General features: G+C 57.2%; 23 protein-coding genes. 11 read left to right on the plus strand and 12 right to left on the minus strand.

The window, feature by feature from the left end; genetic code table 11:
- Positions 1–2: 2 nt before the first annotated feature.
- Positions 3–1625: a TIGR04028 family ABC transporter substrate-binding protein gene (locus tag KHQ26_RS02690; protein WP_002906226.1), complete on the minus strand. Its 1623-nt coding sequence runs from the start codon at positions 1623–1625 to the stop codon at positions 3–5.
- Positions 1626–1794: 169 nt separating this feature from the next.
- A complete protein-coding gene (adhP, locus tag KHQ26_RS02695; protein WP_002906221.1) occupies positions 1795–2805 on the minus strand; it encodes an alcohol dehydrogenase AdhP in 1011 nt (336 codons plus the stop codon).
- A gap of 252 nt (positions 2806–3057) precedes the next feature.
- Between adhP and KHQ26_RS02700 the strand changes: the two genes are divergently transcribed.
- Entirely contained in the window at positions 3058–3657 is a 600-nt protein-coding gene (locus tag KHQ26_RS02700) for an inorganic diphosphatase (protein WP_002906218.1), read from the plus strand.
- Positions 3658–3831: 174 nt separating this feature from the next.
- A complete protein-coding gene (locus tag KHQ26_RS26275) occupies positions 3832–4785 on the plus strand; it encodes a bifunctional helix-turn-helix transcriptional regulator/GNAT family N-acetyltransferase (RefSeq protein ID WP_004184175.1) in 954 nt (317 codons plus the stop codon).
- 36 nt (positions 4786–4821) lie between these two features.
- Here the strand turns inward: KHQ26_RS26275 and KHQ26_RS02710 are convergent, their stop codons facing one another.
- The 3 genes from KHQ26_RS02710 to KHQ26_RS02720 form a co-directional block, all read right to left on the minus strand.
- Complete coding sequence (locus KHQ26_RS02710; protein ID WP_032410327.1) at positions 4822–6537, minus strand: ABC-F family ATP-binding cassette domain-containing protein; 1716 nt, start codon at positions 6535–6537, stop codon at positions 4822–4824.
- A 396-nt stretch (positions 6538–6933) separates the two neighbouring features.
- Positions 6934–7641, minus strand: a complete 708-nt coding sequence (locus KHQ26_RS02715; protein ID WP_020803475.1) for a hypothetical protein — start codon at positions 7639–7641, stop codon at positions 6934–6936.
- 180 nt (positions 7642–7821) lie between these two features.
- The gene (locus KHQ26_RS02720) at positions 7822–9519 is read right to left on the minus strand and encodes an NAD-dependent malic enzyme (RefSeq protein WP_002906125.1); all 1698 of its coding nucleotides are present in this window, start codon (positions 9517–9519) and stop codon (positions 7822–7824) included.
- A gap of 56 nt (positions 9520–9575) precedes the next feature.
- Between KHQ26_RS02720 and KHQ26_RS02725 the strand changes: the two genes are divergently transcribed.
- Positions 9576–9704, plus strand: coding sequence for a hypothetical protein (locus tag KHQ26_RS02725; RefSeq protein WP_002906122.1), 129 nt, complete (start codon positions 9576–9578; stop codon positions 9702–9704).
- On the opposite strand, the gene sra is transcribed toward KHQ26_RS02725, so the two are convergent.
- Positions 9701–9841: a stationary-phase-induced ribosome-associated protein gene (gene sra, locus KHQ26_RS02730; protein WP_004143727.1), complete on the minus strand. Its 141-nt coding sequence runs from the start codon at positions 9839–9841 to the stop codon at positions 9701–9703. The two genes, KHQ26_RS02725 and sra, sit on opposite strands and share 4 nt — an antisense overlap.
- Positions 9842–10018: 177 nt before the next feature.
- Positions 10019–10870, minus strand: coding sequence for a Vmh family MBL fold metallo-hydrolase (locus KHQ26_RS02735; protein ID WP_004151241.1), 852 nt, complete (start codon positions 10868–10870; stop codon positions 10019–10021).
- Positions 10871–10983: 113 nt separating this feature from the next.
- Here KHQ26_RS02735 and KHQ26_RS02740 point away from each other — a divergent pair, with 113 nt between their 5' ends.
- Complete coding sequence (locus KHQ26_RS02740; RefSeq protein ID WP_020803487.1) at positions 10984–11877, plus strand: LysR family transcriptional regulator; 894 nt, start codon at positions 10984–10986, stop codon at positions 11875–11877.
- 67 nt (positions 11878–11944) lie between these two features.
- Here KHQ26_RS02740 and KHQ26_RS02745 read toward each other — a convergent pair whose 3' ends face one another.
- Both KHQ26_RS02745 and KHQ26_RS02750 read right to left on the minus strand, forming a co-directional pair.
- Positions 11945–12190, minus strand: coding sequence for a YmjA family protein (locus KHQ26_RS02745; RefSeq protein ID WP_002906114.1), 246 nt, complete (start codon positions 12188–12190; stop codon positions 11945–11947).
- 196 nt (positions 12191–12386) lie between these two features.
- Positions 12387–13301: an SDR family oxidoreductase gene (locus KHQ26_RS02750; protein WP_004151242.1), complete on the minus strand. Its 915-nt coding sequence runs from the start codon at positions 13299–13301 to the stop codon at positions 12387–12389.
- A 655-nt stretch (positions 13302–13956) separates the two neighbouring features.
- Between KHQ26_RS02750 and KHQ26_RS02755 the strand changes: the two genes are divergently transcribed.
- From KHQ26_RS02755 to KHQ26_RS02775, 5 genes are all read left to right on the plus strand, one after another.
- Complete coding sequence (locus KHQ26_RS02755; RefSeq protein WP_004143718.1) at positions 13957–14142, plus strand: general stress protein; 186 nt, start codon at positions 13957–13959, stop codon at positions 14140–14142.
- 365 nt (positions 14143–14507) lie between these two features.
- Complete coding sequence (locus KHQ26_RS02760) at positions 14508–14723, plus strand: hypothetical protein (RefSeq protein WP_004143717.1); 216 nt, start codon at positions 14508–14510, stop codon at positions 14721–14723.
- A gap of 23 nt (positions 14724–14746) precedes the next feature.
- Positions 14747–15253 carry a ferritin-like domain-containing protein gene (locus tag KHQ26_RS02765; protein WP_004151243.1) on the plus strand — a complete coding sequence of 169 codons (507 nt, stop codon included), beginning with the start codon at positions 14747–14749 and terminating at the stop codon, positions 15251–15253.
- 16 nt (positions 15254–15269) lie between these two features.
- The gene (locus KHQ26_RS02770; RefSeq protein ID WP_020324736.1) at positions 15270–15452 is read left to right on the plus strand and encodes a hypothetical protein; all 183 of its coding nucleotides are present in this window, start codon (positions 15270–15272) and stop codon (positions 15450–15452) included.
- 39 nt (positions 15453–15491) lie between these two features.
- Positions 15492–17117, plus strand: a complete 1626-nt coding sequence (locus KHQ26_RS02775) for an alpha-amylase family protein (protein WP_020803469.1) — start codon at positions 15492–15494, stop codon at positions 17115–17117.
- Here the strand turns inward: KHQ26_RS02775 and KHQ26_RS02780 are convergent.
- From KHQ26_RS02780 to KHQ26_RS02790, 3 genes are all read right to left on the minus strand, one after another.
- Positions 17114–18109, minus strand: coding sequence for an SDR family oxidoreductase (locus tag KHQ26_RS02780; RefSeq protein ID WP_004151245.1), 996 nt, complete (start codon positions 18107–18109; stop codon positions 17114–17116). The two genes, KHQ26_RS02775 and KHQ26_RS02780, sit on opposite strands and share 4 nt — an antisense overlap.
- A gap of 318 nt (positions 18110–18427) precedes the next feature.
- The gene (locus tag KHQ26_RS02785) at positions 18428–18874 is read right to left on the minus strand and encodes a DUF421 domain-containing protein (protein WP_004148482.1); all 447 of its coding nucleotides are present in this window, start codon (positions 18872–18874) and stop codon (positions 18428–18430) included.
- Between the two features lie 8 nt (positions 18875–18882).
- The gene (locus tag KHQ26_RS02790) at positions 18883–19386 is read right to left on the minus strand and encodes a hypothetical protein (RefSeq protein WP_020803468.1); all 504 of its coding nucleotides are present in this window, start codon (positions 19384–19386) and stop codon (positions 18883–18885) included.
- 144 nt (positions 19387–19530) lie between these two features.
- On the opposite strand from KHQ26_RS02790, the gene KHQ26_RS02795 reads away from it, so the two are divergent.
- Positions 19531–19935 carry a YdeI family stress tolerance OB fold protein gene (locus KHQ26_RS02795; protein WP_002906035.1) on the plus strand — a complete coding sequence of 135 codons (405 nt, stop codon included), beginning with the start codon at positions 19531–19533 and terminating at the stop codon, positions 19933–19935.
- Between the two features lie 15 nt (positions 19936–19950).
- Positions 19951–20097 carry a hypothetical protein gene (locus tag KHQ26_RS02800; RefSeq protein ID WP_002906033.1) on the plus strand — a complete coding sequence of 49 codons (147 nt, stop codon included), beginning with the start codon at positions 19951–19953 and terminating at the stop codon, positions 20095–20097.
- Positions 20098–20171 lie beyond the last annotated feature (74 nt).

Genomic DNA, 20171 nt, shown 5'->3' on the forward strand with positions numbered 1-20171 from the left:
TCTTAGTGCTTGTCCAGCCACGCGCCGTAGAACGACGGACGACCGACGGCCTCGAAGCTGACGCCTTTGACCCACGGCGCGCCGGCGAACACCTGCGGCTCTTCGAAAATAGGGATCACATAGGCGTTATCGATCAGATAGCGCTGGGCGTCACCGGTTAACTGCAAGCGCTGCTGCGGCTCTACCGCCGCGGAGATGCCGGTCAGCAGGTCATTGAGCTTATCATCGCGGAAGCGCTGCACTTTATCGCTGGAGCCGCCTTTCTGCAGCAGCGCATCGCGGTTGTTGGGGAAGAACATACTTTTCACCACATCCGGGTCGGCGCGGCCCACTTCTGAGACGGTGAGCGGGGTTTTCTGCGGGTCGAGGTTATCCAGCGTACGGCTACCGGCATCCCCGGCTTTGACCGTCAACGCCACACCCACCTGGCGCCACTGCTGGGCGATCAGCTGCAGCACTTCCTTATTTTGCGGCTGCGGCAGCGACTCATAGACGGTCAGCGCCAGCCGCTGACCGTCTTTGCTGCGAATACCGTCGGCGGCGGGCTTCCAGCCGGCGTCATCCAGCAACTGCCGGGCTTTGGCCTGGTCGAAGGTGAGTTTATCGCTGAGATTGACATAGCCGGCGGCAGAGCTGGCCAGCACGGAGGTGGCTTGCGGGTAGTTAGCGGAGAACAGCGTCTCCACCACCTGCCTGGCGTTGGTAGCATGGAGCAGGGCCTGACGCACCCGCAGGTCGGCGACCAGTGGGTTATCCGGGCGGAAACTCAGGCTGTCGTTGACCCCGCGGGTAGGGGCAGCGTAGATCTTAAATCCCTGATCGGTAGCCTGCTTTTCATCGTAGGCCTGCACCTGGCGAATAAAGCCCGCCTGACCTGCCAGCAGCGCGCCGATACGCACGCTGTCTTCCGGCGTCACAATATAGGTGATGCCGTCGAGGTTAGCGGGCCCCTGCTGGGCAATGTTTTTCGGCCCCCACTGGTAATCCTTGCGCGCCACCAGCGTCAGCTCGCGGCCTGGTTTTTCATCCTGCACGACGAAGGGGCCGGAGCCGATAATATGTCGGGCATCGCCCAGCTCTTCAAAATTACGCTGCAGGGTGCTGAGAGATACCAGACCGGAGCCGATGGTGGCGGTTCCCTGCAGGAAGCCCGGCGACGGCTTGTTGAAGTAGAATTTTACCGTCAGCGGGTCGATCACTTCGCTGCGCTGGTAGTTATTGATGACCTCCGAGACGGGCAGACGATGGGCTTTATCTCCCAGACCATAGGTATCGAAGTTTTTGGCGACGGCGGCGGCGTCCAGCGGTGTGCCATCTGAGAAAGTGACCCCTTTGCGCAGGTGGAAGGTGTACTCGGTTTTATCGGCATTGCTGGTCCAGCTCTCGGCGATCCACGGCTCAATCTCCAGCGTTTTCGGGTTCTGCCAGGTGAGCTTGTCGGTTATCTGATTGAGAATCCCGCCATTCGGGTAAAAGCCGCCGGCGGGCGGATAGAGATTGGTGTGCGGTTGCTGCTCCAGATAAATTAAGGTGCCGCCTTTAACCGGCGTGTCGGCGGCCCAGACGGAAAAGGCGCCGGTGAGAAACAGCGCGGCCAGCGCGGGCAGGCGAAAATGACGATGCATGGTGAATTCCTTTGTTATCTATTGTGTTGCCATCATCGGGCGCGGCTAAAAACAAAGGAACCAAGGAATTGCGCTAAGCATTTGCGGAAATTGCATTTACTTCCCGGGTTGGGAAGCGAGAGGACGTGCCAGGGGGATCGCCTCTCCCGCACGGGAGAGGCGCGGGTGATTAGCTACGCAGATCGATAACCATACGGCCGCGGATCTGACCTTGCTCCATCTCTTTGAAGATAGCGTTGATATCTTCCAGCGGACGCAGGGTGACTTTCGGCACCACTTTGCCTTCGGCGGCAAACTGGAAGGCTTCCACCAGATCCTGACGGGTGCCGACCAGCGAACCGACCACTTCGATGCCGTCCAGCACCAGACGCGGAATATCGAGGCTCATCGCCTCCGGCGGCAGGCCCACCGCAACCACGCGGCCACCGGCGCGAACGGCATCCACCGCCGAGTTAAAGGCCGCTTTAGCCACCGCGGTTACTACCGCAGCGTGGGCGCCGCCGGTTTTTTCCTGAATCACTTTCGCCGCATCTTCATTGCGGGAGTTGATGGTCAGGTCGGCGCCCATCGAGGCCGCCAGCTCCAACTGTCCGTCGTTGACGTCGATAGCGATCACTTTGGCGTTAAACACATTCTTCGCATACTGCAGCGCGAGGTTACCCAGCCCGCCGAGGCCGTAGATGGCGATCCACTGGCCCGGTTTGATGTGGGAGACCTTGACCGCTTTGTAGGTGGTGACGCCCGCGCAGGTGATGCTGCTGGCGGCGGCGGAGTCGAGGCCGTCCGGAACTTTTACCGCGTAGTTGGCGGTGACGATGCACTCTTCCGCCATGCCGCCATCGACGGTATAGCCGGCGTTTTTCACCGAGCGGCAGAGCGTCTCGTTGCCGCTGTTACAGTAATCGCAGTGGCCGCAGCCTTCGAAGAACCACGCCACGCTGGCGCGGTCGCCCGGCTTCAGGGAGGTGACGCCCGGGCCGACTTTTTGTACCACCCCGATCCCTTCATGGCCGAGAATGACGCCGGTTTTATCGCCAAAATCGCCGTTTTTCACGTGCAGGTCAGTATGACACACGCCGCAGCATTCCATTTTCAACAGCGCTTCGCCGTATTCCAGCGGGCGCAGCGTTTTTTCCGTGACGTTAACCTGATGGTCGTGGGTAACAACAGCTGCCTTCATGCCTGTCTCCTTGTGGGGGAATTGATTAACATAATTAATGCAATAGTACCCAATAAGGATTAGACGCTGAGTGGTAAAATACAAGGCGCTTAGTACAGAATGTGGCTTTTTGCTACAGAGATAGCACAAAATTCAGACAATATCGCTATATTTGGTAGGTAATAATATTGACGCTGAATGGTCATGTTTTTGTCATCACTCGAATCTATTGTTTTGCGCATCAATTTCTTATAACAACAGAGTGATACAACAATGCATCTGGTAAAAACCATCCTCACCGCCGGTCTGCTTTTGTCCGCCGCCGCCCAGGCCCACAATGTGCTGGAATTTCCCCAGCCGGAAAACAACCCGGAAGAATTTTACGCCGTCACTGAGATCCCGACGGGCGGGATCATTAAGTACGAAACCGATGCTAAAACGGGGTTTATCGTCGCCGACCGCTTTCAGTCGATGCCGGTGGCCTACCCGGCGAACTACGGCTCGCTGACCCAGTCGCTGGCCGGGGATGGCGACCCGCTGGACGTGGTGTTTTATACCCGCGCGCCGATGGCCCCGGGCACGCTGATTAAGCTGCGGGCAATTGGTGTGCTGAAGATGATAGACGGCGGTGAGAAAGACGACAAAATCATCGCCGTACCGGCCAGTAAAATTGACCCGACCTACGACGACATCAAGACCATCTCCGATCTGCCGAAAATAGAACAGCAGCGGCTGGAGGCCTTCTTCCGGGTCTATAAAGAACTGCCGGAGGGGCGTAAAAAGGTCGAGCTGGCCGGCTTTAATGACGCCGCGGCCGCGAAGCAGGAGATCAAATCGGCCTGGGAGGCCTGGAAGGCGAAGAACCCGCAATAATATTCATCGCGGGCGCTGTCCGGCGCCCGCGGCATTCGCTTTCACGATCCCTGTGGCGGCAAAATCACACGTCACACGTCACACGACAACGCTTATCCCACCATATTGCATCTTGACGCAGGATGAAGGCGATGGTTGTATTGTACAACCATTTCATTTTCTGGACCCGCCGCCATGCCTGATACCCCCTTAATCCAACAGATTCGTACCGCCTCGCGGTTAATGGTGCGCGAGCTGGGCTTTATGAGCACCACGCTGGCCGCCACCCATTATTCACCTTCGGCGGTGCACACCCTGCTTGAGGTATCAATGAGGGGGGAGATGACGGCCGCGCAGCTGGTCACGTTGCTGGGACTGGAAAAATCAAGCGTCAGCCGGATGGTCTCTCGTCTGCTGGCGGCTGGTGAGCTGGAGGAGCGTCCTTGCGCGGAGGATGCGCGCGCGAAATCACTCGCCCTGACGGCAAAGGGGCACGATACGGTGGCGAAAATTAACGCCTGGGGTACCCGTCAGGTGGTGGAGGCGTTAGACCATCTGGATGAGACGCAGCAGCAAACTGTCGCCACTGGACTGGCGGCCTATGCCCGGGCGCTGGCGCAGTGTCGGGATAGCGCGCTTGCGGATACGGCTCCGCAAATTTCGCTGATGACCGGCTACCAGCCGGGGATGATCGGCCGGATAGCCCAGATGCACGGGGAGTATTACGCCCGTCATCATGACTTTGGCGCTTTTTTTGAAGGCAAGGTCGCCAGCGGCGTAGCGGAATTTGCCACCCGGCTCTCCTCCCCGGCCAACCAGATCTGGCTGGCGATCCGCGAAGGGAAAATCGTCGGCTCGCTGGCTATCGATGGCGAGGACCTCGGCCAGCAGGAGGCGCATTTGCGCTGGTTCATTCTCGATGACAGCTGCCGGGGAACCGGCATTGGCAGGCGGCTCCTCAGCGAGGCGATGGCTTTCTGCGATAGTCGCCAGTTTAGCGCGGTGCAGCTGTGGACCTTTAAAGGGTTGGACGCGGCCCGCAAACTGTATGAATCCTTTGGCTTCACGTTAATCCGCGAATGGCAGGGGGAGCAGTGGGGAAAGGTAATGACCGAGCAGCAGTTTACCCGGTCCGGAAACATCGGCTAAGGGTGTTGCGCCTTAGCCGGTGGGGGGACATGGAGATTACGTCAGTTGGTTAAGCAGGCGGGCAATCTCCTCTTGCCACTGTGCCTGCAGCGACGGCTTTTGATGTTTTGGCTTGCGGGCCATGTCGTCAGCCAGCCACTGCTCCAGGTCAATCAGCCGCGCCAGCAGCGCCTCCTCATCATCGTCAGCCCCGGCGGGTGTACTCTGCAAAGCGAGCCGACTGTCCGGGGCGGGCGCCACGGCCTGCAGACGGGCATAGACCACCTCCAGGCTGTGCCACTCCGTTAGCCCGGCACTGTCAATCAGCCAGAAGCGGTTACAGCTTTCGCTAATCAGCTGGCGGTCATGACTGACCAGCAGCACGCCGCCGGGGTAATCGCGCAGCGTCTGCGCCAGCACCGCTTTACCCTCCATATCAAGATGGTTGGTGGGTTCATCCAGCAGCAGCAGACTGTAGCGCGCCAGCGACAGGCCAACGAACAGCAGCCGCGATCGCTCGCCGCCGCTGAGGGTGCTGATCTTCTGGCTATGTCTCGCCCAGCCAAACCCGGCGGCGATCAGCGCCCGTTTACGGGTGTCCGCCGACGGGGCAAACGGCGTCAGGGCCTCGAGCAGGCTGGCCTCGTCCGGCAACTGCGCCAGCGTCTGGTCATAGTAGCCGGGGTGCAACCGGGGATGCAGGCGCAGCCCCGGGAGAGGCGATGCCTTGTTCATCTGCTGCCACAGCAGGCGCAGCAGGGACGATTTGCCGCCGCCATTACGTCCCATGATGGCCACGCGATCGCCGCTGCGCAGGCGCGCCACGCCGGTGGTGAAGAGGGATGGCTGACCCGGCGCGGGCGAGACGGGAAGGGTGTCCATCTCCAAAAGGCGGTCGGCCGGCAGGGCGTCCCCCTGTAACACCAGGCGCCACGGCGGGCCGACGCTGAGCTCGGTCTGCTCGTCTTTCAGGCGGGCGACCTGCTTCTCCATCTGTTTGGCTTTGCGGGCGAGATCTTCATTGTCATAGACCCGACCCCAGGTGGCCAGCCGCCGGGCGCTGGCGCTGACCCGGTCGATCTCTTTTTGCTCCGCCTTATGACGTAACGCGGCGCTTTCATCCTGCTCCTGCAGTGCCTGACGGGCAGCGCTGCAGGGCAAGGCGAAGCAATGTAGCGTCTGGTCACGGAGGATCCAACTCGCATTAGTTACAGCATCCAGTAAGGTGTTGTCGTGTGACACCAGTACAAAGCTCCCCTGCCAGGTTTGCAGGAAGCTTTCCAGCCACAGCAGGGTGGGCAGATCGAGATGGTTGCCCGGCTCATCCAACAAGAGCAGATCAGGCTGGCGGATCAGCGCCCGGGCCAGCAGCAGACGCGTGTGCTGGCCGCCACTCAGGGTGGCGGTCTGCTGCTCCATCACCGCCGGGGTAAAGCCCATCTGCGCCAGCAGGCGCTCGGCCAGCCAGCGCTGTGCTTCCCGCGCGTCGGCGGGTAATGGGGCCAGCACCGCCTGCAGCAGCGACTGCGTATGCAGCGCCTCCGGCAGATGCTGTTCAACGCGGGCCATCAGACACTGACCGGCGAGCGAGACGCTGCCCGAGGTGGGCGCGAGGGTGCCGTCCAGCACTTGCAGCAGGGTGCTTTTGCCGCAACCGTTATGGCCGATGAGACCGATCCGGTCGCCTTTCTTCAGGGTGAAGGAGAGGGAGTTAAACAGCGGCCCAAAAGCCGTCTCCACGTGGAGCGCATGGGCAGTTAGTAATGTACTCATAGTCAACTTACTCAAGAGTTACAGGCATGCAAATGCCTCGTCAAAACTCGCTGACGATAACCCGGTAAGCCGGAGAGAAGGGATTGCGTGAAGGGTCTTCGCTCAAGCCATAGTTATCGCAGCACGATACCGATAACGCTTGAGCTGGCGCAATTGCCTAAGGCATGTGAAACAATAAACATTTCACAATACAGCATGGGGGGCCTCCTTTTTTATTCAGTAAGTGGATGGGTGATGGCAGTGTAGTGGGGAAAGGGAAAGCGCGCCAGTGACAAAACTGGCAGGGGGCCCCGCCAGCTGTCACCTGCGCCGCCTTTGTCTACGATGCCGGGTTGGCGCAGAGGGCTTATGTGTTTGCCAGAACATGGTTGCAGAACCATTTTTTTGCTGGCTCATTTACGGTGCCTCCACAGGGACGGTGGCGATCGGGCGGGCAATCATGATTGCCGTTTCACTGAGCGCATTCAGATCGCTTACCTGAGTACACTGGCGGGCCATGACCTGCGGATCGCCGTCCGGAAACCAGCCCTCATTGAATGACAGGGTGTAAAACTGGGTATGCCGCTTGACTTCACAGCGCCAGGCGCGGCCAAGATTGTTTCTGTCGATAAGCCAGCGGGGATCTTTCGCTTCAACAAAAATTTCATATTTAGAGGGTTGAGTGACATGTCGATCTGAATTCGTTTTGCTCCAGAAAATGGCAGTGTAAGAAATGTTGTGTTTACCGTACTGAATACTGGCATCCCGACCCGGGGTGACCTCCGGGTGGAGGAAAATAAATATCCCGGCGGCAATCAGTACCATCAGCGGTAATATAGGATGCTGTATCGGCCGCCAGGGGATTTTACGTACCGCCAGTAGCCAGACCAGGGTAATAATAAACACGTAGAGCAGGGCGAAGAAAAATTTACTCGGCTCATAGATGACGACATCCACCAGATCGCCGGTGGCGGGCTGATACTGTTCAGCCCGCGGGGTGAGCATCCACATATCGCCGCCAAACAGGCACAGGCCGGCGATGATGGCGGACCCGCCCGTAAGCAATAAAATAACACGGATCAGAATAGCGATTGTTTTATTTGTGCCTGGGATTAATTTTTGCATTTCACATTCCGTTGTGAGGGGAGAGGCAACTATTTTGCACAGCAAAGGGCGTGCGGCAAATGCTATCTGTTTTCTATTTTTACGATGAATGAATATGGGCGAAAAAGATGTTTCCGTGGCTGGAGATATTATTCTGACGTTATTAATAACCGGGCCGATATGTCGACCCGGTGACAGTGATTAAATCGAGGTGCGGCGATAATTGCGATATTCCGGTAACCAGAAATTATCGCTGATCGCTTGCAGCAGCGCTTCGGCGGAGGTTTTCACCGCCACGCCTTGCTCCTGGGCCACCTTGCCCACCGCGAAGGCAATCGCCCGTGAGACGGTCTGGATATCCTTCAGCTCCGGCAGCACCGGACCTTCGCCGTTGTTGACCAGCGGCGAGTGCTGCGCCAGGGTTTCGCTGGCAGCCATCAGCATCTCGTCGGTGACCCGCGACGCGCCGGAGGCGATCACCCCCAGTCCAATACCCGGGAAGATATAGGAGTTATTGCACTGGGCGATGGGATACTGCTTGCCTTTCACGGTAACCGGGGAGAATGGGCTGCCGGTGGCGACCAGCGCCTCGCCGTCGGTCCAGCTCAGGATATTCTGCGGCGTCGCTTCCACCCGTGAGGTTGGGTTGGAGAGCGGCATCACGATCGGCCGCGGGCAGTGCTTGTGCATCTCGCGGATAATCTCTTCCGTGAACAGTCCCGGCTGACCCGAGACGCCGATCAGGATGTTCGGCTTCACGTTGCGCACTACGTCCAGCAGGGACAGCGCCTCGCTGGTGGTATCCCAGCTCTGCAGCTGCTCACGCTTTTGCACCAGCTTGTTCTGGAACGGTAGCAGATTAGGCATGCCGTCGGTTAACAGGCCGAAGCGGTCAACCATAAACACGCGCTGGCGGGCCTCTTCTTCACTGAGTCCTTCGCGGACGATCTGGGCGATAATCTGTTCAGCGATACCGCAGCCGGCCGAACCCGCGCCGAGAAAGACGATTTTTTGCTCGCTCAGCTGGCTACCGGCGCCGCGGCTGGCGGCGATCAGCGTCCCGACGGTCACCGCCGCGGTGCCCTGAATATCGTCGTTAAACGAGCAGATTTCATTGCGGTAGCGGTTGAGCAGCGGCATGGCGTTCTTTTGCGCAAAATCTTCAAACTGCAGCAGCACGTCCGGCCAGCGGGCCTTAATCGCCTGGATCACGTCGTCAACGAACTGATAGTACTCGTCGTCGGTAATGCGTGGGTGGCGCCAGCCCATATACAGCGGATCGTCGAGCAGCTGCTGGTTGTTTGTTCCGACGTCCAGCACGATAGGCAGGGTGTAAGCCGGGCTGATGCCGCCGCAGGTGGTGTACAGCGACAGTTTACCGATCGGGATCCCCATTCCGCCGATCCCCTGGTCGCCAAGGCCGAGAATGCGCTCGCCATCGGTGACCACAATCACTTTCACGTTGTGGTTCGGGACGTTTTGCAGGATGTCGTCAAGGTTATGGCGATTCTGGTAGGAGATAAAGACGCCGCGGGCGCGACGATAGATCTCGGAGAAACGTTCGCAGGCCGCGCCTACCGTCGGGGTATAGATAACCGGCATCATCTCTTCAAGGTGGTTGCCGATCAGGCGATAAAACAGGGTTTCGTTGGTGTCCTGGATGTTACGCAGATAAATATGTTTGTCGATTTCAGTTTTGAATCCCTGATACTGGATCCAGGCGCGTTCCGCTTGCTCTTCGATAGTTTCAACCACTTCCGGCAGCAGGCCGAGCAGGTTGAAATTGCTGCGCTCTTCCATACTGAAGGCGCTTCCCTTGTTGAGCAGGGGGAATTCAAGCAGAACGGGACCCGCGTAGGGGATGTACAGGGAACGGTTTTTCTTATGGGTAAATTGCATCGCACTAACTCCTTGATCATGACCACAGTCCCGGCGCGGCGATAAGCGAAGGGCGGGTGGAAAGCAGCGGGCAGAGTATAGAGCAGAAGGTCTTCAAGCGGGTAAACAAGCAGTCAATTGCCATAAAAAAACACCATCCTGGCAACAGGACGGTGTTGTTTATCATCACTCAGGCTGAAAATTAACCACCGCGGCGTTTGCGGCCGGTAGCATGGATGTGGTTGATGGTGGTTTCTTCATCGCCTTCCAGCACCACTTTTTTCTGCCGGGAAAGCTTATAGTTCAGACCGAGAAGATGACGTGCCTGATGGTTCGATTTCATTCTGACTCCTTTATCCTGTTCTGGTTTCAAGGGCAAACCCGGTAATGACCGGATGAAATGTAACCCAAAGTCGGCCGCGCGTTTTTTGTGCGGCCACAGGTAGGGTGGTCCATTTTCTCGGTAATAGCAACCCTGGGGAGCCAGATTAAGAACAGTCCTCCTTGCGCGCCGCAGGGGTCACCACTTCATCTCACCGGTATTAACTTTGGCGCTTAACTCCAGCGAGCTGGTCTCCGCCAGGCCCGGCCACTGTGCCTCCATCGCCTTGATCACCCCGGCCGAATCCGAATGCGTCTTCAGCGCCTGCTCGAACTGCTGGAGATAAGTTTTTGTAAAGCGCACCGCGCTGTCTCCCTCCGGCGGGGTGCCGAGATAATGACCCGGGATCACCCGCTGCGGGTGCAGGGCGATCATCTGGTCCAGCGTATTACGCCATTGCTGACGACTGGCCGGCGTCTGGGTGTCGGCGGTCCAGAGATGCATACCCCACGCCACGCCGGTGCCGCCGAGGATCGTTTTGTTCGCCCGGATCCAGACGAACGCCGCGTAGTCATGCGGCTGCATGATGGTCACTTTCTCGCCATCGATGGTAAAGCTGTTGGCCTCCAGCGCCTGCGGGACATACACCTGCGTCGGCGCGCCGTCTTTCATTTGCGGGCCCCAGTACGCCAGTTTGGCCGCTTTGGTGGCTGCAATATGTTTGACGACCTCCGGCGTGGCGACCACCTCCGCCTGCGGGAAGGCTTTTACCAGCGGCTCAAGACCAAAATAGAAATCCGGATCGCCAGAGGTGATCACAATCCGCGATAGCGGTTTGCCGTTTTTCCTGATCATCTCCACCAGCTTTTCCCCATCTTTGACGCTGAACTGCGCGTCGAAAAGTACCGCTTCATGCGGACCGGAAACGAGGGTCGAGTTGACGGCAAAAAGTCCTTTTTCCTGCGGGTTGTAAGTTTGCAGCGTCAGAGGCGCCGCGAAGACCGCGCCGCTGAACAGGGCGGTAGCAACAGCAAGGGCAGATAATTTCATGATTTATTCTCAGTAACAGGTGAATGCGTTCCATTGTACGGATTTCGCTATTTGATAAAATTCCTGAAACAAGAGATGCTGAGTTTCATAAAACGTGCAGATCAGGGGGAGTGATGGACAGGGTGATTGCTGCGCAGGTGTATCTGCGCATCTGCGAGCTGGGAAGTCTTAGCGCCGCGGCGCGGGCGCTGGGGATGTCGCGCCCGATGGTGAGCCGCTATCTGGAACAAATGGAGAGCTGGGCCGGCGCCCGGCTGATCCATCGCTCAACCCGGCGGCTGACGCTGACCCCGGCCGGGGAGAAGGTATTGCTCAAGACCCGCGGTTTGACGCGGATCGCCGATGAAATCGCCGGCGAGCGTCAGCGGGCCGATCCCAGCGGCACACTGCGCGTCGCCTGCGCGCACTTTACCGCCATGCAGCTGATCTCCCCGCTGCTACCGGACTTTCTCGCCCGCTATCCACTGCTGCGCCTGGAGTTGGATATCAATAACCATCCGGTCAGCCTGATCGGCGAGCGTATCGACGTGGCTATTCGCATTACCGACAACCCGGAAGCGGGGGCCATCGCTCGTCGCCTCGGAGTGTGCCGTTCGCTGCTCTGCGCCGCGCCGTGCTGGATGCGCCAGCATGGCCCGTTGACGACGCCCGACGATCTGCAACGACATAACTGCCTGCTATACAGCCATTTCGCCAGCCAGCACTGGCAGTTCAGCGATGCGCAGGGGCGGGAAGCGTCGGTGGCGGTGAACGGTAATCTGAGCGCAGGGATATCTTCATTGCTGCTGGAGGCGGCGGTTGCCGGGTGCGGCATTGCGATGCTTCCCGAACTGGAGGCCCGGGGCGCGATTGCCAGCGGCACGCTGGAGGTGGTGCTTCCGGAGTGGACGCCGAAGGCGTTGAGCGTTTACGGCATCTATCTTTCCCGCGACTATCAACCTGACGGATTACCGCTATTTCTTGATGCGCTGCAGAGGCGTCTGGGAGAGGAGACTGGCCACGGCTGAGTCTTGGCGCTTCGCGCCCTGACAGCACCGGCGGAAGGCAATTCCGCCGGTAGGCTGACGTTGAGCTTTATTCGTTGCCCCACTGATTAAGGAAATTAGCGATATCGTCAATGCGGTCTTCGTTAATGGCCGCCTCGCGGGCCATTTCTCGCTGCGCCTCTTCGTCAATCTCTTCGTTATTAGTTAACCGCGCAATCAGCAGTTGGAAATAGCGCGCCAGCGCATCGCGTTCTTCATCCTTTACCGGCGCAGCCGCTTCGGTCTCGTATTCGTCCACGATGTCATAAAATTTCAGGGGGATGTCATTACTCATCTGTCGTCCTCAGGGGTGGCGTCGGGGCCAGGGTTAGCGCACAGCGGCGGGCGGACATCATAGCATGCGGCCAGAGTAGCGGAGTGGAGGAAAGAAAAAATTGCCGCAACCGGGAGGCGAGGGGCCAGTATATAGCCGCAAGGGTTGGCCGGGAAAATACCGGCGCGCGCTGGCGCGCGTCGGTATGCCGGGAGGCTTAGACCACACCATCCCCGCCGTCAGAACACCACACCTGTCCGGAGGTATATGAGCAGGCATCGGATGCCAGGGTGACATACAGCGGGGCGATCTCTACCGGTTGTCCCGGGCGCCCCATCGGCGTGTCTTTGCCAAATTGTTTCACCTTCTCGTCCGGCTGGCCGCCGCTGGATTGCAGCACCGTCCAGTAAGGGCCAGGCGCTACGGCGTTCACGCGAATGCCTCGTTTCGCCACCTGTTTAGCCAGCGATTTAGTGAAGATCGCGAGACAGGCTTTGGTCTGCGCATAATCGAGCAGGATCGGGCTGGGTTTATACGCCTGCACCGAGGTGGTATTGATAATCGCGCTTCCGGCCTGGAGGTGAGGCAGTGCGGCGCGGGTGATCCAGAACGGCGCGTAGACGTTGGTTTTAAAGGTAGCGTCGAAATCTTCGGTAGTGAGTTCCTCAAGGGTTTCACAGTATTGCTGACGCCCGGCGTTATTAACCAGGATGCTCAGACCTCCCAGCTGTTCCACCGCGTCGGCCACCAGCGACTGGCAGAAGGATTCGGAGCGAATATCACCCGGGAGGGCCACCGCGGTGCGCCCTTCGGCTTTGATCAGGGCGATAACTTCATCCGCATCCTTTTGCTCTTCGGGCAGATAGTTTATCGCGACGTCGGCGCCTTCGCGGGCAAAGGCGATCGCCACCGCACGGCCAATACCGGAGTCGCCGCCGGTAATTAACGCTTTCTTACCGGCCAGTCGCCCGGAGCCGGTGTAGCTGGTTTCACCGTGGTCCGGGGATGGCTCCATTTCCGCATCCAGACCCGGCGGGGTTTGTTCTTGCTCCGGGAACTCCGGACGTGGAGCCGTCTCTTCTGGCAACATGGAGGTGGGTAACTTCTTCATTGGCGGTTTTTCATCTTGCATAGTCATCTCCTTCAGACAGAACGGGCCAGCTCTAAGAATAGGTCAGCTTCTCCTGGCGACAGACCCTGGATGACTCGCAACATCGCAGTCAATGGCCAACCGTAGGCGTAACGGTATGCCTTAACCGACTGATCCTTGGCGTATTTCGGGGGATAGCGTTGCGTTATTATTGCTGACGTTAAATTAGGATTATTCCATCCTTAATCAAGGACCAAGGGCTATTTTCGTAACGCGCATGATCTTTTTCTCAAGTTACGATGAAGGTGCTGCCTGAATAAACGATGAAGATGTTCATTCGCAAACCATGGCCTATAAGTTGATACCTCTTTAGGGGTAATATTCCTGGGGTTGTGTTCCGCGGGATAAAGAAATATTTATTCATTAAATCGTTTGCATTTTTTTACAAACGGCCGTTGGACGTTTCTGTTTTACCCGCCGGTGAACATAACCTACGTCAAATAAAGGAGTTGTGTGAGGTATATTTTATCTTACCGCTTCGTTAGTAAAGCTTTATTTTGTCAGTGCGCGGATGGGTATCTGAAATTAATTTGACTCCTGCAGGCATTCCTCTAGTGTTAGATATCGAGGGCGATGATTTGTAACAGGGTCATTTTCCATTTACCAACCGATATTGATCAAACCAAAGGTGAAAATTATGGCAGAGCATAGAGGCGGTTCAGGTAATTTTGCAGAAGATCGTGAGAAAGCATCCGAAGCCGGGCGTAAAGGCGGACAGCACAGCGGCGGGAACTTTAAAAATGATCCTGAACGTGCATCCGAAGCCGGTAAGAAGGGTGGTAAGAACAGTCATGGCGGCGGTCGTAAATCCGGTGACAGCTAGCGACTGATGAGCTGTGACGCCGACAAATCGGCGTTGAGACAAAACCTGTGGGCCAGATGGTCCGCAGGTTTCTGCATATTCAGGGTTTATTTATCTATAACGACATTCATTATCCGCGATGTGGGGAAACTAAAAGGTGAGGAGGAAATCGCCGCATCACTAGCAATAAAAGACGGCCGCAGCGGCAATAAATTAGCCGGACGGTAAAGACAGAAAATAACGGAACGGGACAATACGCAACGCTACTTTCTTTTTTATGCTTAGGCAAAAGAAAGTCATTTTCAGCGTAAGGTTTAGCGCCTGACGCTGCGGTCAGAGCGTCGATAAAATGGTCGCTCAATATTGTTCGGTCCTAAGGTAATAAAATGAAGTTGACGCCAGTGTTTATTAAGCGCTGTCATCTTGTCGCCGCCGTTATGTGGGTGGGTCTGGCGATACCCTCGTTGATCTGGTGGAAAGACAGCGTACTGTGGGTCATTCTCATCAGTATTTATGCCAATATTGTTGGCCATTTATCCGGATATAGCGCAGCGCGAGCTGACCAGGCGGCGGAAGAGAGTGAAGATTCCACGTCAAAATAAAAGGTTAATGATCAGAGGTGTATATGACGGATATTGAAAATTATCACAACTGGCTTCGCGATGCGCATGCCATGGAAAAACAGGCTGAGTCGCTGCTGGTGGCCACCATCAGACGCCTCGATAATGAACCGCAGTTACGCACCCGCCTTGAACAACATCTCTATGAAACCCGACGGCAATTGTCCGCCCTGCAGGATATCATCGCCCGCAACCATATTTCCCGCTCTGCGCTGAAGGATGCGATGAGCCGGGTGGCGGCGTTAGGACAGACCATTGGCATCATGCTGCCCGGTGATGAGGTTATTAAAGTGATTATCACTGCCTACGTTTTTGCCCATTTTGAGGTCGCCTGCTATACCGCTTTATTAACGGCGGCGAAAAGAGTAGGCGACCACAGCGCGATGCATACACTGGAGGGTATCCTGGCTGAAGAGAGAGGAATGGCTGATTGGCTGCTCCATTATCTGCCAGCGCTGACCGGGCAATATCTTATGGATACCGATATGCCTGGCGTTGAGGCCGGGCATTAAGCCGCCGGAGAACGCTATGGTCAAACGGCAAACCATCGCGCTCCTCGCCGCCGAGGAAGAGGTTCCGCTGGTATTAACCGCCAGGCAGCAGGCGCTGGTGGACGCGGTAGCGAACAGGATGCTACCAGCGGAACGCAATCCCGTATCGCCTGTCGGCAAACCGCGCGCGAAGGCCAGGGCGGGGTCCGGATCGCGCTGAGGCGGCTGACAGGGACGGGCAGAACGCGAGGTGAGAGTGATGCAACGGGAAGAGTGGTTTCACAGAGCGGTCATCTATCAGGTTGACAGTTCGCTCTTTTATGATGCCAATGGCGATGGTTTTGGCGATCTCGCGGGCATTCGCCAAAAGCTACACTACATTCGCAGCCTCGGAGCGACGGTGCTCTGGCTGACTCCGTTCTATCTCACTCCTCTGCAGGATGATGGCTATGATATCAGCGATCATCTGCAGCCCGATCCGCGGTTCGGCACTATCGCTGACGTGATTGAGCTGATTGCCCGCGCCCGCGAGCTGGGACTGCGGGTGATCGTTGAGCTGGTGATCCAGCACACCTCCGCGCAGCACCCGTGGTTCCAGGCGGCGCGACGCGATCCCCGGTCGCCGTGGCGGCCGTATTATCTGTGGGCCGATCGGCCGCCGGAAAACGACGATCCTCCCATGTTTCCCGGCGTTGAGGAGAGCGTCTGGCGCTGGGACGAACAGGCTGGGCAATATTATCGCCACATGTTTTATCACCACGAGCCCGACCTGAATCTCGCCCATCCGCCGGTGATCGCTGAAATCGAAAACATTATCACCTTCTGGCTGCAGGCTGGGGTGTCTGGCTTTCGTCTCGATGCCGCGTCACATCTGGTCAAGCAGGCCGGAAAGGGCGACGAGACGCGCGGCTACCCGCTGCTGACCCATCTCCGGCAGGTTGTACAGCGCCTCAATCCCGATGCGATACTCCTGGGTGAAGTGGACGTCGCGGTAGAAGATTACCGTCATTATTTCGGCCAGGGCGATCGGCTGCAGATGGTGCTTAATTTTTGGCTTAACAAATACCTCTACCTCAGCCTGGCGCAGCAGCGCGCCGCGCCGGTGGTGAAGGCCCTGCAGGCGATGGTGACCCCGCCGGACGGGTGCTGCTTCGTCAACTGGCTGCGCAACCATGATGAACTGGATCTTGAGGGGATTGGCGAGCGCAACAAGCGCCAGGTTATCCGCACCTTTGCCCCTGATAAATCGATGTCCGTTTACCAGCGCGGCGTACGCCGAAGACTGGCGCCGATGCTGGACGGCGATACCCGACGCATAGCCTTAGCCCATGCTATCCTGCTGGCGCTGCCCGGCGTGCCGGTGATGCGCTATGGCGACGAGATTGGCATGGGTGACGATCTCTCCTTACCGGAGCGCTACGCGGTCAGAACGCCGATGCAGTGGTCAGCCGCGGCCAACGCCGGCTTTTCCCGGGCGGCGCGGGATGATTTGCCGGTAAAACCCGTGGCCAGCGGGCGGTTCCGCTACCAACGGATCAATGTCGAAACGGCGCTGCGCCATCCCAGGTCGCTGCTGCATCGGGTACGCAATATGGTATTGGCGCGCACGGAATATACTGAACCGGGATCCCTCCCTTTTACTCTCCTTACTCTAAAGCCCGACGCGGTGCTGGGCTTGCTCTATCGCAGCGAATCGCGGGAAGTACTGATGCTGGCCAACTGCAGCCAGCAGGCGGTAGAGGTCCTGCTCCCGCCGCTGGCCGAGGGCTACTGGAGCCCAATTCTGGAAGATAAGTTCTATCAGGATGGGCTGCACGGCGGGAAAGATGCGCGGCTGGCACTCTCCGGGTATGGTTACCGTTGGTTCAGCCGCAGCCTGAGTTAGCGCCGTTTTCCGGAACGACGGAACAACGCCCGCAGCGCCATCGTCGCCACCGCTACCCCGACGCCGGCGGCGACTTTACCCGGGAGATCGGCGCTGATGGTGACTGCTTTACGCCGTGCGCCATCGTTAAAGGGGCCGTGGCCCGGATGATTGCCGCGCACCGGCGTGAACAGGTCGTCCTGTTGGTCTGACGACTTTGGCTGACCGGTAAACTGTCCCTCCCACGCTTTTTTCACCATCAGCCGATCGAGCAGGCGAGGGAAGAAGACCTGGCCGAGGATCGACTGGATGGTGCTTTTTCCGACCCACAGCTCGTTGACCGGGCGCTGGATGACGCTGTAAATAGCCTCGGCGGCGACTTCCGGCTGATAGACCGGGGGCACCGGCTGCATGGCCTGATCCATTTTGTTTCGCGCCCAGCCAAACTGGGCGGTGTTCATCCCCGGCAGTTGCACCATGGTCAACTGGATGTGGCTTTTCTCATGCATCAGTTCGGTTCGCACGGCATCGGTAAAGCCGCGGATCGCCGCTTTCGCTCCGCAGTAAGCCGACTGCAGTGGGATTGAACGCCAGGCCAGCGCCGAGCCGGCCTGAATAATCACCCCCCGATCCCGGGGGATCATGACCTCCAGCGCCGCGCGGGTGCCGTTCACGTACCCGAGATAGGTCACCTCCGTCACCCGGCGAAACTCCTCCTCGCTCATCTGACGAAAGGGCGCCAGCACGGTGGTCATGGCGTTGTTGATCCAGACGTCGATTGCCCCGAGGGTGGTTTCCACCTCGGCGGCGGCGCGCTGCAGCGCCCCGGCATCGACGACATCGGCGCTAATAGCCAGCGTTTTAATGCCAAACCGTTCACAGGCCTGTCGCGTCTCCTGTAAACCCGTTTCGTCTCGGGCGATCAGCGCCACGTGATATCCAGCGCGGGCGAAACGCAGCGCGGTAGCTTTGCCCGCTCCCGCGGTTCCACCGGTAATAACCATCACAGACATAGTGACCTCATTATGTTTTGGCTTTCACAATATTGACTGTACGGATCGGTTAATTATTTCTCACCAACGGCAATGACGAGGTGGGAAATATCCTGGAATAAGCGCAGTGTGAATCAGGCGGCATCTCCTGGTTAGTTTCGGCAGATCCTACATACTTCGGCGAAGGCGTTCTATAATTTGTAGGATCCCTGACAACCAGCGAGGAGGAAAAATGTTAATGTTGAACGTTGTTAACGGTGAAAAAGAAGAGGATGACGCCACTCGCGCTCCGGAATCAGGTGATAAACAACCGGAGCGTGATAAATAGCGAAGCCGATACTATTCCTGCTCAGGAATAATGGATATCTGGCCGTTACGCTCGAGAATAGCGAATTTGATCGCTTTCAATTCATAAATGCCATGGTGCTGCCTGGCCGCCAGCAGGATATCATCGACAGAGATATTGACGAGCTTAATCTTCTCGTCGATGACAGCACCATTTTCCACCACGATAACCGGCGTACCATCGAGAAAATTTTCTGCCTGAGCAAATTTTTTCTTAATATAGCCGAACAAAATATCAATACTAACCAGGGTGACGATAGTCAGCATCGACCCGGTAACCGAATAGTCTGTGCTGAGCATTGCCTGCTGGGTGGCTTCGCTGATAATCAGCAACAGTATCAGGTCAAAGTTGGTTAATTGCATCAGGGTTCTTCTGCCGGCAATCTTAAAAATAATCAACAGGATCAGATAGATTGCTGCGGCTCTAAGGACCATTTCCATAGCGACTCCTACGGATAGACAAACTGCTGCCAGGTTACAGAATAGCGATCGTTAACTACCGCCTGCAGAGAGATATTACCGGCCGTTTTTGGGGTAACGGCTAACCACACAGATATCGGTGAAGGGGGGTTCGACCGCTGATAGACGAGATGTAATTTCCCGTCGGCGCTATACATTTTATCCGGCTGCGGACGGATATCACCGATCTGGTAGCGGGTTAATAACGGGGCGGCGAAGCTGATAATGGTGTCGCTGGCCGTATCCGGTTTAATCTGAATATTAAGCTCGGTTTCACTCATCAGCCTGGCATAGCGCTGATAATCGACGCTTAATTCGCCTCCACTGGTTTCCCGGTGTGTTTCACTGAAATAACCGGAGGACCACAGGCCGCTTAACGCGGTAAGAATGATGAGACTCAAAACAATTATCCCATAGCGGCGGAAGCGATATTCAAAGCGTAAGGAGCGTTCATTCTCATCGACGATAGGACAAGGCTGTTGATTCTTAATCATTAATATTTTCCCCGCGTTTCGTTTCGCCAGGAGCGTAACGATAAGGACATTCTTATATTAGACGATATCAGAACAATTGACTTTGTAAAAATGGCCAGCCTCAGCCAGGCTTTATTCTCATCGTCAGCAAAAAACGGAGGCATGATGAAAAAACTAGCATTGGCCATGGCATGTCTGTTTGCCGTAGGTGTCGCGCAGGCGGACGATAAGGGAGGGTTTAGCCAGGATGCAGCGCCGCCGCCGCCGCACAAACTCGATGACGGCTATCGCGGCGTCGAGGATGGCCGGATCATGACCGTTGAGCAGGCGAAAACCATGCACGATGGCGCGACCGTTTCGCTGCGCGGCAATCTGCTCAAGCGGCAGGGAGATGACCGTTATCAGTTTCGTGATAAAAGCGGCACCATCACCGTTATTATCCCGGTCGCCGCGTTTAACGAACAACACGTAGAGCCAGACGATCTGGTCAATATCAACGGCAGTCTGGATCGCAAAATGACGCCGCCGGTCGTGCGAATCGATCGTCTGCTCAAGCAGTCGCCTAAGTAAGCGGAGCACGTCGATATGAGCACCTTTTCTCACTCGCAAGACGAAGAGCGCGGTAAGCAACCTGCCCGTGAGGCGCCCGGGGAGCAGGGCGAAGTTCCGCGTAAACGGGACGACAGCAAGGATGACAAATCCGATCCCTGGCATCCGCAGGATGGCCGATAGCGTCACCAACGACACGAAAACCAGGGGAACGTGGGGGCCAGAGGCTGCGAAAAGACGCAGCTTCGGCATCACGC

The organism is Klebsiella sp. 10 (genome assembly GCF_018223925.1).
In the GTDB taxonomy this organism is placed as follows: domain Bacteria; phylum Pseudomonadota; class Gammaproteobacteria; order Enterobacterales; family Enterobacteriaceae; genus Klebsiella; species Klebsiella pneumoniae.

Coding starts and splice junctions, on each gene's coding strand:
- KHQ26_RS02690 (WP_002906226.1), bottom strand. CDS start 1,625: ATGCATCGTCATTTTCGCCTGCCCGCGCTGGCCGCGCTGTTTCTCACC.
- adhP (WP_002906221.1), bottom strand. CDS start 2,805: ATGAAGGCAGCTGTTGTTACCCACGACCATCAGGTTAACGTCACGGAA.
- KHQ26_RS02700 (WP_002906218.1), top strand. CDS start 3,058: ATGCATCTGGTAAAAACCATCCTCACCGCCGGTCTGCTTTTGTCCGCC.
- KHQ26_RS26275 (WP_004184175.1), top strand. CDS start 3,832: ATGCCTGATACCCCCTTAATCCAACAGATTCGTACCGCCTCGCGGTTA.
- KHQ26_RS02710 (WP_032410327.1), bottom strand. CDS start 6,537: ATGAGTACATTACTAACTGCCCATGCGCTCCACGTGGAGACGGCTTTT.
- KHQ26_RS02715 (WP_020803475.1), bottom strand. CDS start 7,641: ATGCAAAAATTAATCCCAGGCACAAATAAAACAATCGCTATTCTGATC.
- KHQ26_RS02720 (WP_002906125.1), bottom strand. CDS start 9,519: ATGCAATTTACCCATAAGAAAAACCGTTCCCTGTACATCCCCTACGCG.
- sra (WP_004143727.1), bottom strand. CDS start 9,841: ATGAAATCGAACCATCAGGCACGTCATCTTCTCGGTCTGAACTATAAG.
- KHQ26_RS02735 (WP_004151241.1), bottom strand. CDS start 10,870: ATGAAATTATCTGCCCTTGCTGTTGCTACCGCCCTGTTCAGCGGCGCG.
- KHQ26_RS02740 (WP_020803487.1), top strand. CDS start 10,984: ATGGACAGGGTGATTGCTGCGCAGGTGTATCTGCGCATCTGCGAGCTG.
- KHQ26_RS02745 (WP_002906114.1), bottom strand. CDS start 12,190: ATGAGTAATGACATCCCCCTGAAATTTTATGACATCGTGGACGAATAC.
- KHQ26_RS02750 (WP_004151242.1), bottom strand. CDS start 13,301: ATGCAAGATGAAAAACCGCCAATGAAGAAGTTACCCACCTCCATGTTG.
- KHQ26_RS02755 (WP_004143718.1), top strand. CDS start 13,957: ATGGCAGAGCATAGAGGCGGTTCAGGTAATTTTGCAGAAGATCGTGAG.
- KHQ26_RS02760 (WP_004143717.1), top strand. CDS start 14,508: ATGAAGTTGACGCCAGTGTTTATTAAGCGCTGTCATCTTGTCGCCGCC.
- KHQ26_RS02765 (WP_004151243.1), top strand. CDS start 14,747: ATGACGGATATTGAAAATTATCACAACTGGCTTCGCGATGCGCATGCC.
- KHQ26_RS02770 (WP_020324736.1), top strand. CDS start 15,270: ATGGTCAAACGGCAAACCATCGCGCTCCTCGCCGCCGAGGAAGAGGTT.
- KHQ26_RS02775 (WP_020803469.1), top strand. CDS start 15,492: ATGCAACGGGAAGAGTGGTTTCACAGAGCGGTCATCTATCAGGTTGAC.
- KHQ26_RS02780 (WP_004151245.1), bottom strand. CDS start 18,109: ATGTCTGTGATGGTTATTACCGGTGGAACCGCGGGAGCGGGCAAAGCT.
- KHQ26_RS02785 (WP_004148482.1), bottom strand. CDS start 18,874: ATGGAAATGGTCCTTAGAGCCGCAGCAATCTATCTGATCCTGTTGATT.
- KHQ26_RS02790 (WP_020803468.1), bottom strand. CDS start 19,386: ATGATTAAGAATCAACAGCCTTGTCCTATCGTCGATGAGAATGAACGC.
- KHQ26_RS02795 (WP_002906035.1), top strand. CDS start 19,531: ATGAAAAAACTAGCATTGGCCATGGCATGTCTGTTTGCCGTAGGTGTC.
- KHQ26_RS02800 (WP_002906033.1), top strand. CDS start 19,951: ATGAGCACCTTTTCTCACTCGCAAGACGAAGAGCGCGGTAAGCAACCT.